The organism is Bacillus sp. FSL H8-0547 (assembly GCA_038002745.1).
GTDB lineage: Bacteria > Bacillota > Bacilli > Bacillales > Bacillaceae > Bacillus_P.
Window position 1 is genome coordinate 2,288,537 of sequence record JBBODD010000001.1, and the last position, 15,056, is coordinate 2,303,592.

18 protein-coding genes, 1 other RNA gene and 1 pseudogene are annotated in these 15,056 nt (G+C 44.9%); 18 read left to right on the forward strand and 2 right to left on the reverse strand.

The features are described 5' to 3' along the window. The first annotated feature begins 17 nt into the window (after positions 1-17). The 14 genes and pseudogenes from rnr to MHB63_11300 all read left to right on the forward strand — a co-directional run bounded on the left by rnr (position 18) and on the right by MHB63_11300 (position 9,892). Positions 18-2,411 (forward strand): ribonuclease R, encoded by a 2,394-nt coding sequence (gene rnr, locus MHB63_11235; GenBank protein MEK3807105.1) that lies wholly within the window; start codon positions 18-20, stop codon positions 2,409-2,411. Between the two features lie 94 nt (positions 2,412-2,505). Beyond that, positions 2,506-2,976: an SsrA-binding protein SmpB gene (smpB, locus tag MHB63_11240; GenBank protein MEK3807106.1), complete on the forward strand. Its 471-nt coding sequence runs from the start codon at positions 2,506-2,508 to the stop codon at positions 2,974-2,976. A 154-nt stretch (positions 2,977-3,130) separates the two neighbouring features. Continuing rightward, positions 3,131-3,495, forward strand: a transfer-messenger RNA (tmRNA) gene (gene ssrA, locus MHB63_11245). 138 nt (positions 3,496-3,633) lie between these two features. Beyond that, a complete protein-coding gene (locus tag MHB63_11250) occupies positions 3,634-3,981 on the forward strand; it encodes a hypothetical protein (protein ID MEK3807107.1) in 348 nt (115 codons plus the stop codon). A 413-nt stretch (positions 3,982-4,394) separates the two neighbouring features. After that, positions 4,395-4,733: a hypothetical protein gene (locus MHB63_11255; protein MEK3807108.1), complete on the forward strand. Its 339-nt coding sequence runs from the start codon at positions 4,395-4,397 to the stop codon at positions 4,731-4,733. A gap of 17 nt (positions 4,734-4,750) precedes the next feature. After that, positions 4,751-5,011: a metal-sensitive transcriptional regulator gene (locus MHB63_11260; GenBank protein MEK3807109.1), complete on the forward strand. Its 261-nt coding sequence runs from the start codon at positions 4,751-4,753 to the stop codon at positions 5,009-5,011. Positions 5,012-5,125: 114 nt separating this feature from the next. Beyond that, complete coding sequence (locus MHB63_11265; GenBank protein MEK3807110.1) at positions 5,126-5,605, forward strand: DsrE/DsrF/DrsH-like family protein; 480 nt, start codon at positions 5,126-5,128, stop codon at positions 5,603-5,605. A 20-nt stretch (positions 5,606-5,625) separates the two neighbouring features. Beyond that, positions 5,626-5,985 carry a rhodanese-like domain-containing protein gene (locus MHB63_11270; protein ID MEK3807111.1) on the forward strand — a complete coding sequence of 120 codons (360 nt, stop codon included), beginning with the start codon at positions 5,626-5,628 and terminating at the stop codon, positions 5,983-5,985. Between the two features lie 15 nt (positions 5,986-6,000). Next, entirely contained in the window at positions 6,001-6,288 is a 288-nt protein-coding gene (locus MHB63_11275; protein MEK3807112.1) for a rhodanese-like domain-containing protein, read from the forward strand. Between the two features lie 42 nt (positions 6,289-6,330). Further along, positions 6,331-6,897: a sulfurtransferase TusA family protein gene (locus MHB63_11280; protein ID MEK3807113.1), complete on the forward strand. Its 567-nt coding sequence runs from the start codon at positions 6,331-6,333 to the stop codon at positions 6,895-6,897. A gap of 36 nt (positions 6,898-6,933) precedes the next feature. Next, positions 6,934-8,068, forward strand: a pseudogene (locus MHB63_11285) (MBL fold metallo-hydrolase). 35 nt (positions 8,069-8,103) lie between these two features. Further along, complete coding sequence (locus tag MHB63_11290; GenBank protein MEK3807114.1) at positions 8,104-8,331, forward strand: sulfurtransferase TusA family protein; 228 nt, start codon at positions 8,104-8,106, stop codon at positions 8,329-8,331. 54 nt (positions 8,332-8,385) lie between these two features. Then, positions 8,386-9,162 carry a sulfite exporter TauE/SafE family protein gene (locus MHB63_11295; GenBank protein MEK3807115.1) on the forward strand — a complete coding sequence of 259 codons (777 nt, stop codon included), beginning with the start codon at positions 8,386-8,388 and terminating at the stop codon, positions 9,160-9,162. A 115-nt stretch (positions 9,163-9,277) separates the two neighbouring features. Further along, positions 9,278-9,892: a PH domain-containing protein gene (locus MHB63_11300; GenBank protein ID MEK3807116.1), complete on the forward strand. Its 615-nt coding sequence runs from the start codon at positions 9,278-9,280 to the stop codon at positions 9,890-9,892. Positions 9,893-9,960: 68 nt separating this feature from the next. Here MHB63_11300 and MHB63_11305 read toward each other — a convergent pair whose 3' ends face one another. Continuing rightward, positions 9,961-10,626 (reverse strand): haloacid dehalogenase type II, encoded by a 666-nt coding sequence (locus MHB63_11305; protein MEK3807117.1) that lies wholly within the window; start codon positions 10,624-10,626, stop codon positions 9,961-9,963. A 178-nt stretch (positions 10,627-10,804) separates the two neighbouring features. Here MHB63_11305 and MHB63_11310 point away from each other — a divergent pair, with 178 nt between their 5' ends. The 4 genes from MHB63_11310 (at position 10,805) to MHB63_11325 (ending at position 14,581) form a co-directional block, all read left to right on the forward strand. After that, positions 10,805-11,617, forward strand: a complete 813-nt coding sequence (locus MHB63_11310) for an SGNH/GDSL hydrolase family protein (GenBank protein MEK3807118.1) — start codon at positions 10,805-10,807, stop codon at positions 11,615-11,617. Beyond that, entirely contained in the window at positions 11,607-12,524 is a 918-nt protein-coding gene (locus MHB63_11315; GenBank protein MEK3807119.1) for an ABC transporter ATP-binding protein, read from the forward strand. Before MHB63_11310 ends, MHB63_11315 begins: the two co-directional genes overlap by 11 nt. Continuing rightward, positions 12,517-13,497: an ABC transporter permease gene (locus tag MHB63_11320; GenBank protein ID MEK3807120.1), complete on the forward strand. Its 981-nt coding sequence runs from the start codon at positions 12,517-12,519 to the stop codon at positions 13,495-13,497. The genes MHB63_11315 and MHB63_11320 overlap by 8 nt, the downstream gene beginning before the upstream one ends. 166 nt (positions 13,498-13,663) lie before the next feature. Further along, positions 13,664-14,581: a cation diffusion facilitator family transporter gene (locus tag MHB63_11325; GenBank protein MEK3807121.1), complete on the forward strand. Its 918-nt coding sequence runs from the start codon at positions 13,664-13,666 to the stop codon at positions 14,579-14,581. A 49-nt stretch (positions 14,582-14,630) separates the two neighbouring features. Here MHB63_11325 and MHB63_11330 read toward each other — a convergent pair whose 3' ends face one another. Further along, positions 14,631-14,945, reverse strand: coding sequence for a metalloregulator ArsR/SmtB family transcription factor (locus MHB63_11330; GenBank protein ID MEK3807122.1), 315 nt, complete (start codon positions 14,943-14,945; stop codon positions 14,631-14,633). Positions 14,946-15,056: the final 111 nt, after the last annotated feature.

Here is a 15,056-nt window from a genome sequence, read left to right on the forward strand (position 1 = left end):
TTAAAGGAGGGACGCAAATGGATCAGCAAATTGAAATACATATAGAAAAATTGCTTTCTTTTATGAAGGAGGAAGCGTACAAGCCCCTGACCGTTCAGGAGCTTGAAGAGGCATTTGGGATAAAGGAATCCTCTGAGTTTAAAGAGTTCGTGAAGGCTCTTGTTGTGATGGAGGAAAAAGGGCTTGTTGTCAGAACTCGCAGCAACCGCTACGGAATTCCGGAAAGGATGAATCTCTTCCGCGGAAAGCTCAGCGGGCATGCCAAGGGGTTTGCCTTTTTAGTCACCGAGGAGCCGGGCCAGGATGATATCTTTATTCCGCCGGGTGAGCTTAACAATGCCATGCACGGTGATACGGTGCTTGTCAGAGTCAGCACAGAATCAAGCGGCAGCAGGCAGGAAGGGACCGTCATCCGCATCGTTGAACGCGGCCTGAAAGAGGTTGTCGGAACGTATACGGAAAGCAAAAACTTCGGATTTGTGATTCCGGATGATAAAAAGATTCCCAATGATATTTTCATCCCTAAAAAAGCCTCTAATGGCGCGATTGAAGGGCATAAGGTCGTTGTGAAGCTGACAACCTACCCTGAAGGCAGAATGAGTGCTGAAGGGGAAGTGACAGCGATTCTCGGGCACAAAAATGATCCTGGTGTGGATATTCTTTCGGTTATCCATAAACATGGCCTTCCTCAGGCGTTCCCTGTAGAAGTGCTTGAACAGGCTAATGAAGTTCCTGAGACAATCCGGGAAGAAGACATCAAGGACCGCCGCGACCTCCGCAATGAAATGATTGTGACGATTGACGGAGCGGATGCAAAGGATCTTGATGACGCAGTCACGGTGACTGAGCTCGATAACGGAAACTATAAACTTGGCGTTCATATTGCTGATGTCAGTCATTATGTAACGGAAGGTTCGCCAATTGATAAAGAAGCGCTAGAGCGTGCTACGAGTGTTTATTTGGTAGACCGGGTTATTCCAATGATTCCCCACCGTCTGTCAAACGGAATCTGCTCGCTTAATCCGAAGGTTGACCGTTTTACACTCTCGTGTGAGATGGAAATTAACAGCGCGGGAGAAGTTGTGAATCACGAAATTTTCCAAAGTGTCATAAAAACAACGGAGCGGATGACTTACTCAGATGTAAAAGAAATTCTTGTTGATGAGAAGCCTGAGTTGCTTGAAAAATACGAGCCGCTGATTCCGATGTTCAAGCGCATGGAAAAGCTTGCGCAAATCCTTCGCAATAAGCGGATGAGCCGCGGAGCGATCGATTTTGACTTTAAAGAAGCAAAAGTGCTTGTTGATAAAGACGGAAAGCCGACAGAAGTCGTTCTTCGGGAGCGGACCGTTGCCGAGCGTTTAATTGAAGAATTCATGCTTCTGGCAAACGAAACAGTTGCCGAGCATTTTCACTGGATGAAGGTTCCGTTTATCTACCGGATTCACGAGGAGCCGAATACGGAGAAGCTGCAGCGTTTCCTTGAGTTTGTCACAAACTTCGGATACTCCGTAAAAGGAACAGCCGATACGATTCATCCGCGTGCGCTCCAGGATATTCTGGATGATGTAGCCGGCCAGCCTGAAGAGATGGTCATTTCAACCGTCATGCTCCGCTCCATGAAGCAGGCTAAATATGATCCGGAAAGCCTTGGACACTTTGGTTTATCAACAGAGTTCTATACGCATTTCACATCTCCGATCCGCCGTTACCCTGACTTGATTGTCCATCGTTTGATCCGGACTTATTTAATTGAAGGCAAAGTGGATGAAGCTACAAAGGCTAAATGGGCTGAAAAGATGGAGATGATCGCGGATCAGTCATCAAACATGGAGCGCCGCGCAGTGGATGCTGAGCGCGAAACAGATGATCTGAAAAAAGCAGAGTACATGCTCGATAAAGTCGGTGAGGAATACGACGGCATCATCAGTTCTGTCACAAACTTCGGCATGTTCGTCGAGCTGCCGAATACGATTGAAGGACTTGTCCATGTCAGCTATCTGACAGACGATTACTACCGCTACGATGAGCGCAATTATGCGATGATCGGCGAGCGCACGGGAACTGTGTACCGCATAGGGGATGAAATCACCGTACGTGTCGTGAATGTCAATAAAGACGAACGTGCAGTAGATTTTGAAATTGTCGGCATGAAAGGCACAAGACGCCGTTCAGCCAAAGATGCTCCTAAAGTCATCAAGGGAGACCGCGGAAAGCGCAGCGGGGCAAAAGAAGGCAGAAACAGAAGGAAATCTGCTTCTGATGACAGAAGGAAGCCTGCTGAACGAAACGGCAGTGTGGAGGACGGCTGGAGCAACCAGAATCCCAACAAAAAGAAGAAAAAGAAAAAGAAGTCGTTCCAGAATACCCCTGTGGCAAAAAGGAAGACGAAAAAGAAGAAAAAGCAATAACAGATAGAATGGACAGGGAGCCTCAGGCTTCCTTTTCCTTTAATCTTTTGCTAAAATAGAGGCTATCGCCATAGAGAGAGAAAGGGGATGCAGCATGCCAAAAGGAACCGGAAAAGTCGTTGCGCAGAATAAAAAAGCAAACCATGATTATGCCATTGAAGAAACGTATGAAACGGGCATCGTCCTTCAGGGGACAGAAATAAAAGCGATCCGCGCCGGACGCGTGAATTTGAAAGATTCTTTTGCGAGAGTGCAGCAGGGTGAAGTTTTTCTTCACAACATGCACATTTCACCTTATGAACAGGGAAATCGCTACAACCACGAACCTTTGAGAACGCGAAAGCTGCTGCTTCATAAAAAAGAAATCAGCAAGCTGATCGGGCTGACAAAAGAAGAAGGCTACGCACTTGTCCCTTTAAAAGTTTACCTGAAAAACGGCTTTGCCAAAGTTTTAATCGGACTCGGAAAGGGTAAAAAGAAATACGACAAGCGTGAAGACCTGAAGAAGAAAGAAGCAAAAAGAGAAGTCGAGCGTGCTTTCCGCGAACGTCAGAAGGATTATTGATTGACAATAACTTACAATTGATATTTTGCGTCGTTCTGCTATAATGAAACATGTAAGACAAACACACAATTTCATATACGCTCAGCTTGATATCGAGCGTCTCCGAACACCCATGTGAGGCTTGGATTCATTTCCATGCTGAACCTTATATCATGGGGACGTTACGGATTCGACAGGGATAGTTCGAGCTGTAGCTGCGAGTCGAGGGGATCGTCCTCGTCAAAACGTCAAAGCCAATAATAACTGGCAAACAAAACAACAACTTCGCTCTAGCTGCTTAATAACAGTCTATAGCGGTTCCTCCCTCCATCGCCCATGTGGTAGGGTAAGGGACTCACTCTAAGTGGGCTACGCCTGATGCCTCCGTCTGGGGATAAGGGAAGAGATCAATCAGACTAGCTGCTCCGACGCCCGTTGATAGGCATACGAGTCAGCGAATCCCAAATATATCAACTACACTCGTAGACGCTATGGTGCCGATGTTTCTGGACGTGGGTTCGACTCCCACCGTCTCCACCATACAAAATAAATGACAACAGATCAGCCTTTGAGGCTGGTCTGTTTTTGGTTTTGTCAGATATCGGCAGAGTATATTTCTTGAAAAATCAACAGACAATGCAAGTAGTGAACTTAAATTGAGCAGGAGGTTTAAGAAGCATGAACGTATTAGGGTATCGGTACGTAACAGTATCTGAGCACAGTATGGAAATGGCTGATTTTCTTGAGAATAAGCTTGGGATTCCAAATAGGCGAAAGGAAACAGATGATCATTATGGCGGTGTTTTTGCTGCGGGTGCCAGCCAGCTTGAGTTTTGGAAGAAGAGTGACTGCATGTTAGAATCCGTCATGCTTCAGCTCATTGTTGATGATGCAGACGAGTTTGCTGAGTTTGCTTCAGCCAGAGGAGTCAAGCTTGATGGACCGATGTTTGAGCAAGGTGAAAAAATCTACGCTTTGACTGCTCCAGACGGTATGCAAGTCACCATTCATTCTGAAGCTGACTAAATCAGCAGTGACGTTCCGGTGACGTCATTTATTAGGAACCTCAGTGAAAAAAGTGGCAGCACTCGAGTGAGTGACACCACAAAAGCGAATTGATCACCCGAAAAAGTGGCAGCACTCGAGTGAGTGACACCACAAAAGCAAATTAATCACCTGAAAAAGTGGCAGCACTCAAGCGAATGACGCCAGAAATGAATAGCCATCACCTGAAAAAGTGGCAGCACTCAAGCGAATGACGCCAGAAATGAATAGCCATTACCTGAAAAAGTGGCAGCACTCAAAAGAATGACGCAGGCTGGTAAAAAAGTTAGACTGATTTTCTAAAAAAAGTTCGAACCGGCTTGTTGACAAAATACCCAAAGGGGTATATTATAAGTCTTGTTCACATCAAATCGTTTAACGGGGAGATGCTATCGTTGATTGGTTTGTTTTTAAGTTTAATCATGTTATCATGTATTTTACTATATAACCGCTGCTTTCCTGTGCGGGGGATCGCCTGCAGCAGCATGCCGGATCAGCCGGCAGACGGGATTATGGTACTGGATCTGAGAGCTTACAATGAGTCTTATAAGAATCCTGTACCTGTTGCAAGAAATATCCCGGTTGCCTATTTGCACAGATATTATAAGGAAATTCAGCATAAACACATTCATGTGATTGCATCGAGCAAGGTGCAGAGAAATTTCGGCATCCGTATTCTGAAGCAAAAAGGATTTCAGGTTAAAGGGTGTACGATTGCCACTATAAATGCTTAAAGAAAGGAGAGAAGAACATGGAGTACAATGATCAAATGAAAAACCGGGTTAAGCGGATTGAAGGTCAGCTCAGAGGCATTCTTCGGATGATGGAAGAAGAGAAAGACTGCAAAGATGTGATTACACAGCTGTCTGCCACAAGAACAGCAATTGACCGTACAATTGGTGTCGTTGTAAGCTCTAACCTGGTGGAATGTGTACGGGCCGCAAATGAAGAAGGCCATAACACGGAAGATCTGGTTAAGGAAGCTGTTAATCTGCTGGTAAGAAGCAGATAAAATAAAAGGGTTGACACCCTATTTATTTTTCATTACATTTATACCCATAGGGGTAAAGGTAAATTTTTTTATCTGAATTAATACCCTTAGGGGTAAATATAGGAGGAACAATACATGTCAGAAACTAAAAAAACAACCATCGTTCTTTTCAGCGGTGATTACGATAAAGCAATGGCCGCTTACATTATTGCAAACGGCGCAGCAGCGTACGATCATGAAGTAACCATTTTTCACACATTCTGGGGATTGAATGCCCTTCGCAAAGATGAGCCGATCGCTGTTAAGAAAGGCTTTATGGAAAAAATGTTCGGCAAAATGATGCCGCGCGGTGCAGATAAAATGGGACTCTCCAAAATGAATTTTGCCGGAATGGGTCCAAAAATTATTAAAGATGTGATGAAAAAGCACAACGCTATACCGCTTCCGCAGCTGATTGAAATGGCTCAGGAACAGGATATCAAGCTTGTAGCCTGCACGATGACGATGGATCTGCTCGGCCTTCAGGAAAAAGAGCTTCTTGATAACATTGAATATGCCGGTGTTGCCGCTTATTTGGCAGATGCAGAAGACGGCAATGTCAATCTGTTTATCTAACAGGAAAGGTGTGAACAGAGTTGGAGATTGTGCAATACGTTCTTATTGGCTTACTTTTATTGTTTCTTATTAAAAGGCTCATGCCTGCAAAAGGGATTCATACAATTTCAACCGCTCAGCTTAAAGAGCAGCTGGATGACCGCAGCAAACAGTTTATTGATGTCAGGACTCCTGCAGAGTATAAGGGGAGACACCTTAAGGGGTTTAAAAATATGCCGCTGCACCAATTGGATCAAAAGGCACAGCTTCTTTCAAAGGATCGTGAGGTTGTCGTGATCTGCCAGAGCGGAATGCGAAGCCAGAGTGCCTGCAAAACATTAAAGAAGCTTGGTTTTAAAGATGTGACAAACGTTAAGGGCGGAATGAACGCCTGGAATTAAGGAGGTCAAATGAGAATGAAGCAAATGACAGCAAAAGAAGTGGAAGCGTCGCTTAAAGACTTAACGGTGATTGATGTCAGGGAACCGGATGAAACAGCAGCCGGCAAAATTCCCGGTGCAATGACCATTCCTTTGGGGCTTCTTGAGTTCCGCATGCATGAGCTTGAGAAGACGAAGGAATACACAATGGTCTGCCGTTCAGGCGGAAGAAGCGGCCGCGCAGCCCAGTTTCTTAAAAGCCAGGGATTCAAGGTTATTAACATGACTGGCGGAATGCTTGAGTGGGAAGGAAAAACGGAGTAATTTTCACAGAAAAATGTATTAAGACCATTAGGAGGAATGAAGATGAATACGCTGAAAACAGATTTGACACTTGATGCAAAAGGACTTGCATGCCCAATGCCAATCGTAAAGACAAAAAAAGCGATGAAAGATCTTGAACCCGGGCAAGTACTTGAGGTGCTTGCTACAGACAAAGGATCCAAGGCTGACCTGAAAGCCTGGGCAGGAAGCGCCGGACACCAGTATTTAGGAACGATTGAAGAAGGAACTGTGCTGAAGCACTACGTAAGAAAATCATCAGCAGAGGAAACAAAAGAGAAAACGTATCCTCATGTAAGCAGAAATGAAGAGCTTGAAACAAAGCTTGAAGACAGCAACATTGTGATTCTTGATGTACGGGAAGCCGCAGAATATGCGTTTGAGCACATTCCGAATGCAATCTCTATTCCGCTTGGCGAGCTTGAAGACCGGATGAACGAGCTGAAAAAAGAAGACGAGATTTACGTTGTATGCCGCACTGGAAGCAGAAGTGATCTTGCCGCTCAAAAACTTGCAGGCAATGGATTTGCCAATGTGAAAAACGTTGTTCCCGGCATGACTGCATGGTCTGGGAAAACAGAAAGCATCTAACAATTTTTTTTACCGTTAAATATACCTAAGGGGGTAATTGATCATGACTTTGAATGTGATGACAGCAAAAGAAGTAACGAAAAAGGTGTTTGATAAACAGCCTTTATTCATCTTGGATGTCCGCAACGAAAGTGATTTTCAGGATTGGAAAATCGAAGGCGAGAACTTCAGCTATTTAAATATCCCATATTTTGATTTGCTTGATGGGGTTGAAGAAATTTTAGATCAGATTCCGACAGATCGTGACGTATTAGTCGTTTGTGCAAAAGAAGGATCGAGCATTATGATCGGCGAAATGCTTGCTGAGGAAGGCTTATCTGTGTCGTATTTAAAAGGCGGCATGAAAGCATGGAGTGAGCATCTCGAGCCTGTAAAAGTCGGAGATTTGAAGAACGGCGGCGAGATCTACCAGTTCGTCCGCATCGGGAAAGGCTGTCTTTCCTACATGGTCATTTCAGACGGTGAAGCAGCGATTATTGATTCAACGCGTATGACGGATCTTTATCTCCAGTTTGCAAAAGAGAAGGGTGCAGCCATTAAGCATGTGTTTGATACGCATCTGCACGCGGATCATATTTCCGGCGGAAGAATCATCGCGGAGAAAACAGGCGCTGCCTACTGGCTGCCTCCAAAGGATGCTGGTGAAGTAACCTTTGATTACAACGCCTTAGAAGGCGGGACAGATGTGACAATCGGCAGTACGACAATCACTATCCATGCCCTGTATTCACCGGGCCACACGATTGGATCAACTTCCTTCGTCATAGATGAGAAATATCTGCTTTCAGGTGATATTCTTTTCATCGATTCCATTGGAAGACCGGATCTTGCGGGTATGGCAGAAGACTGGGTTGGCGATTTGCGCGAGAGTCTTTATAAGCGCTATAAAGAACTGTCAGAGGATCTTCTTGTCCTTCCGGCTCATTTCATGATGATTGATGAGTTGAATGACGATGGCAGTGTTTCTGAGAAGCTCGGTGTTCTGTTTGAAAAGAACCATGGCTTAAACATTGAAGATGAAAATGAGTTCAGAAAGCTTGTAACAGAGAATCTTCCTCCGCAGCCAAATGCGTACCAGGAGATTCGCGAAACAAATATGGGGAAAATCACCCCGGACGAAGAGCAGCAGCGTGAAATGGAAATCGGTCCAAACCGCTGTGCAGTAAGATAATCAAACTTTAAATCAACTCTGGGAGGAATTTTATAATGGAAATAGCAAAAGTATTAGACGCAAAAGGTTTAGCATGTCCAATGCCAATCGTCAGAACAAAAAAAGCGATGGCTGATCTTGAATCAGGACAGGTGCTTGAAGTACATGCAACAGACAAAGGTGCAAAGGCGGACCTTACAGCCTGGGCAAAATCGGGCGGCCATGAGCTTGTGAAACACGAAGAAGAAAACAGTGTCTTCAAGTTCTGGATTAAAAAAGGATAAAGAGAGAGGGAACCGGTTCGGGTTCCCTTTTCTAATAAGGAGAGTGACTCAACCATGGATTTTGCATTTATTATCACTATTTTCTTAATCGGTTTTATCGGTTCATACATTTCCGGGATGCTTGGAATCGGCGGTTCAATCATAAAATATCCGATGCTGCTTTACATTCCGCCTTTATTTGGGCTTGTAGCCTTCAGCGCCCATGAAGTATCGGGAATCAGTGCCGTGCAGGTTTTCTTTGCAACAATCGGCGGTGTGTGGGCCTACAGAAAAGGCGGATATTTGAATAAGCAGCTCATTCTGTATATGGGTGCAAGTATCTTAATCGGTAGCTTTATCGGAGGCTTCGGTTCTAAAGCGATGTCTGAGGAAGGCATTAATGTAATCTACGGAGTACTCGCTTTAATTGCAGCTGTCATGATGTTCATTCCTAAAAAGGGCATCGATGATATTCCTCTTGATCAAGTAACGTTTAACAAATGGCTTGCAGCTGTTCTAGCACTGATTGTAGGTATTGGATCAGGAATTGTCGGTGCAGCCGGGGCATTCTTGCTTGTACCGATTATGCTCGTGGTTCTTAAAATTCCTACAAGAATGACGATTGCTTCGTCGCTTGCAATTACATTCATTTCATCCATTGGAGCAACTGTCGGGAAAATAACCACAGGCCAGGTTGACTACTATCCTGCGCTGATTATGGTCGCTGCAAGTTTAATTGCTTCTCCGCTTGGGGCGATAGCAGGGAAAAAAGTGAATACGAAAGTGCTTCAGATCATTCTCGCTGTCTTGATTTTGGCTACAGCAGTGAAGATCTGGCTCGATATTCTTTAATTGAAAGAGCAGCAGATGATCGGTTGATTTGCTGCTCTTTTATAAAAAAACGGTTCCCAATCCTTCTGCCTCTTGTTAAAATTAGGGAGATGCTAAACAAGGAAGGATGAAAACCATGTTTAAAAAGATCGCTTCAGAAGCACTTGGCCTGTCAGATATCGGCACGATTATCAGCCCTCAAGACTTTGATAAAACAGATGCAGACGATTATGTGATGCATGAAGACAACGAGAAAATCTACTTCTTAATTAAGACAAAAGCAGACGAGTACTGCTTTACGAATCTTGCCTTTATCCATGTAGATGGTGCAAATGCAGTCTCTTCAAAGCGAACATTGAAACGCTTTCCATACGCACAGCATAAGTTTTCAGATGTGATGCTTGAAACAGCAGGCAAAATTGATATGGACGTTGAAATCAAGTTCACACTGGGCAGTCAGCGCTTTGACATTGACGTGCGCAAAGATCAAATTGAACAGCTGAAGGACCTGTACAAATCCCTTCTTCGCATCGCTGAAACTACACATGAGAATGCCATCTACATCGATATGGCGTCTCAAAGCCTTGATAAAGCAGTAACCGTTCTGCAAAATTCAAGAACGGATGATGCAAAGCTTGCGGATACATACAGAGATCTGACGGACTTTGGGTTCACTTGGATGACTTCTGTACGCGAGCAGTATCATATTAAAGATTTTGGCAGTGTGTTTGAAAAGTATATTAATAATTGACAGTAAAAGCCTGCTCTCTGTGAGCAGGCTTTTTATTGGTTTGCGTACCCTGCCAGATAACCGAAAAATTATCTCCACTCCAAAATCCCGTTTAAATCTTCGTACATACTGTGCGGCTTTAGCCCAAGCTCTTCAGCGGGCATGCCTCCCCGGTTAATCCACGCTGTCTGGAATCCAAAATTGCGGGCACCGGAAATATCCCATCCATTTGATGACATGAAAAGCACGTTTTCCCGCTCCACCCCCAGTTCTTTTAAGACAAGGGTGTAGGAAGCGGGGGAAGGTTTGAATTGCTTCGCATGATCCACACTGATAATAGTGTCAAAAAGAGGGGCAAGTCCTGACTGTTCAATGAGGGGATCCAGCATATCATGGGATCCATTTGAAAAGACAGCCAGTTTTTTACCTGAGAGCTTTTGCAGAACCTGCTCCGTTTCAGGGTAGCATTCCAGCTTTTTATATTCATCTATAAGAAGCTCTTCATTTTGCGGTGAATTCTCCAGATGCAGTGAACGAAGGGTGTATGCCAGCGCGTTTCTTGTGACGGTTAAAAACGTTTCATAGTTGCCCATGATCTGGCGAAGAAAAGAATATTCCAGCTGCTTTTGCCGCCATATCCTGCTGATCTCTTCTCCTCTTCCATCATAAAGTTCATCAGCTTTTTTCTTTACGGAATGCACATCAAAAAGTGTGCCGTATACATCAAATACGAAAGCCTTTATTTCTTTATTCATTTAGCGCCTCCTCTGTTACTGAGCCATACCCGTTTTTTTACTATACACAAACAGGGAGAAAATATGGCGAAAGCTTGAACAATGGTCAAATTTGTCCTGGATGGAACGTACTCAAAGTTGCACTGTGCTTGTGTTTTCATGTAAATTGATGGATAACACGTTAGGAAAAGGTGATCGTTTGAAACCAACTGCAGCAAAGTTTATCGGCATTTTGTCCGTGCTGGCAACCGCTTTATGGATATTTGGACTTGGATGGACCATTCAGCATTATTTTTTCAGCGGGCCGGCTGCAATGCAATCTCCCGGTCAGAGTGAAAAGGAAGAAGTAAGCGCTTCGAGCGACGGTGAGTATCAGATTGTCGCGCTTGGAGATTCTTTAACGCGGGGAACCGGGGATCAGTCCGGTAAAGGATACATCGGCTACATGATGGATGAGCTGGGAAAAAAGACAGAAAAAGAGATTAACCTGACTAATCTGGCTGTAAAAGGGCAAGTCTCAAACGACGTCATAGGTCAGCTCCAAAAGCCTGAAATTAAGAGGCAGCTCCGCTCAGCAGATACTATTGTCATGACGATTGGCGGAAATGATTTGTTCCAGGGCGGACAGGCTTTGGAAAATCTGAATGCTTCTGCAAATGAAGCTGCAAGAGAAGCCTATGTTAAGAACCTGGATGCCATTTTCAGCGAAATTCGCGAAATAAATAAGGATGCCGTGCTTTATTATGTCGGCCTCTATAACCCGTTTAATGACCTTGAAGATGCAAAAACAACGTCCGCTGTTGTCAGACAGTGGAATTTTGAATCCGCAGAGACGGCAGCGAAATACCCAAATGTCATCATGGTTCCGACGTTTGATTTATTTGAGCAGAACGTGAATGACTATCTTTACAGCGATAAATTTCATCCTAACTCAGAAGGCTATAAGCTGATCGGAGAGAGGCTTTCATCATTGATTGTGTTCAGCGGGGAGGAGAAGCAGGATGAGCAGTAAGCAGACAACGCTCGCAGTGACTGATCTTAAAAAGAAAATCGGGCGAAAAGAGATCATTAAAGGCATATCGTTTCAGCTCCAAAAAGGAGAAGTATTCGGCTTTCTCGGACCAAACGGAGCAGGAAAGACAACGACAATCCGGATGCTTGTCGGACTCATCAAAGCAACGTCAGGCAAGATAACAATCTGCGGCCATGATTTAAAGACGGATTTTTCAAAAGCCATCAGTCACATCGGGTGCATTGTGGAAAACCCTGAACTTTACCCTTACCTGACAGGCCGGGAAAACCTTCAGTATTTCTGGCGCATGGTTCCCGGGCTTCCAAAGGAACGGATACAGGAAGTGGTGGACCTTGTCGGACTGCAGAACAGAATTGACGACCGCGTAAGCACATATTCCCTTGGAATGCGCCAGCGGCTCGGCATTGCCCAGGCTCTTCTTGGCAAACCGGATGTGCTCATCCTTGATGAGCCGACAAACGGCCTCGATCCTGTGGGCATCAGGGAAATGCGGGAATTCATCCGGTTCCTGGCGGAAAAAGAAGGACTGAGTGTACTTGTATCCTCTCATTTGCTCAGCGAAATTCAGCTGATGTGCGACAGAGTGGCGATTATATCAAAAGGCTCTGTTTTAAAAGTGGATACAGTAGAACACCTTTTATCAGAGAAAGAAAGAGTCATCTGGAAGCTTGATCCTCCTGAAAAAGGGAAAGAAGTGCTGGCAGCGGTAACAGCCATCCTGTCAGACTTCGATCAGCAGGTCGTCACATATCATGAAGAAGAACATATCCCGGACTGGAACGGGAAGCTCGTTTCAGCCGGCGTTAAAGTAAAAGAAATACAGGTGAAACTCCCGACTCTTGAAGACCTGTTCATTGAACTGACTGAAGGTGAAACCATTGATTAATCTTGTCTACAACGAAATGATCAAAATCATCCGCAAAAAGCGGCTGTTCATAATCGCGGGTATTCTCGCTGTCCTTGTCGGCCTTTTCACCTATGCACAAATGAAGGAAGCGCAGCAGCTTCAGGAGGAGCTTGGAACAACAGACTGGCGCACTCAGCTGCAGCAGGAAATTATCAATGCCCAAAACCGCTTAAGCTCAAGCGGCATTTCGGCTGAATGGAAAAAATACATGCAGATCCGAATGGAGCAGCAGCAGTACTACCTGGACAATGACATCAATCCAAGTGCGCCTGGAGCACCGACGTTCATGAGGATGTTTGCCGAAAATTCCATTGATCTTCTTCTGCCGCTCATGGTCATGGTCATAGCAGCCGATCTCGTCTCCTCCGAAGCGAACAGGGGGACAATCAAACTGCTGCTGACAAGGCCGGTGAAGAGGTGGAAAATCCTTCTTAGTAAATACATCACCCTGCTTTTGTCCGTATCGTTTATTGTACTCTCGCTTGGGGTACTATCCTATCTCATATCCGGTGTCGTCTTTGGATATGGGGGATGGACGATGCCGATATTGACGGGATTTACCGTGAGCGGGGAGGATCTGAATACGGAGAATGTCCAGCTGATTGATCAGTGGCAGTACATCCTGATGGAGCTCGGTCTCGTCTGGTTCGTTGCCGTTGTAGTCGGCACGCTGACCTTTACCCTGTCAGTGCTCATGAAAAGCACGGCATCCGTCATGGGCGTCATGCTTGCTGCTCTGATTGCAGGAGCCATCCTTGCCAATATGGTGTCTTCATGGGAATCAGCGAAATACCTGTTCATGGTCAACTTGAGGCTCACAGACTATGTAGCGGGCATGTCGCCTCCGATCAGCGGGATGTCGCTCGGATTTTCCATGACCGTCCTCGGCGTATGGGCCGTTTGTGGTCTCATCGTATCGTTTTTTGTCTTTTCGAGAAGAGATATTTATTAAAAGAAACAGCCGCAGGGGATGCGGCTGTTTTTTCATATTGGCGAGCGTACAAACCTGATAATTAAAATAGAAATGCAAAAGCTAATTACACCTTGCACAAAACAAAATGTTTTGAAATAATATATATGAGCATATATTCATATATAAGAAGAACGGAGGGATTTGGATGGGACATTCGCACAGCCGTGGTCATGATGGGCATCACCACCACCATACGAACAATAAGAAAGCATTGCTTTTTGCGTTTGCGCTTATTGCTCTCTTTATGATCGCGGAAGTAATAGGGGGGCTTTTGACAAACAGCCTGGCTCTGCTGTCTGATGCAGGTCATATGCTGAGTGATGCGGCTGCACTGGGCTTAAGTTATCTGGCGCTGGTATTCGGGGCAAAAGGGGCATCCTCTTCTAAGACATTCGGGTACAAACGGTTTGAAATACTTGCAGCGTTTATTAACGGTCTGACGCTGATTCTCATTTCCATTTTTATTTTCGTAGAAGCCTATCAGCGGTTTGTGGATCCTCCGGAAGTTGTCAGCTCGGGGATGCTGATTATTTCAAGCATCGGCCTTTTGGTTAATATTGCAGCTGCCTTTATTCTGATGAAGGGTGATAAGGACGACAATTTGAATATCAGAAGTGCATTCCTCCATGTAATCGGGGATATGCTTGGTTCTGTCGGTGCTATCATTGCCGCCTTGCTGATCATGTTTTTCGGCTGGGGAGCAGCAGACCCGATTGCAAGTATCGTTGTGGCCATTTTAATCATCATCAGCGGATTTCGGGTCACAAAAGATTCTTTTCATATTTTGATGGAGGGTGTTCCGGGCAACTTGAATCTGGATGAAATTAAAAACGCTCTGCTGAACATGGACCGTGTGCTCGGGGTGCACGATCTGCATGTCTGGTCCATTACATCCGATTTTCCTGCACTGAGCTGTCATCTTGAAGTAGAGGAAGGGATGGAACATCAGGCCGTCCTGAGGGAAGCGAACAAACTGCTTCATGACCAATTTGGCCTTCACCATACAACCATTCAGGTGGACTGGAAAGGATCGGGCTGCTGCGGAGATGAGCACTGTAATTAAAAGCCAATTAAAAGAAAGCCCCGAATCCCGGAGCTTTTCTGCTGTCTTTTTAATGCTGCGCATGCTCGATCATCTGTTTAAGAAGCCCGATAACATGTTCGTCATCGTGTGAATAAAATAAGGTGGTGCCTTCTCTCCGGAATTTGACCAGGCGCAAGTTTTTCAAAAATCTGAGCTGGTGGGAAACGGTTGACTGCAGGAGAGATAAGGTTTCGGCTATTTCATTGACCGAGTGTTCTCCCTGTGTCAGGAGATTTAAGATGCGGAGTCTCGTAGGATCTGACAATGCTTTGAATGTCTGCGATGCGATAAACAGCGTTTCTTCATCCAAGTCCTGATAGGACCCGTGTTTTTCATTAGACATTGATATTCTCCTTCTCCGGGCGATTGTTCCTTTATTATAGGGAAAATGTTCTGTTTTTACAAACATTCAAATAATTGTTTGACTGTTCATATTTTCATGCATATACTTTAT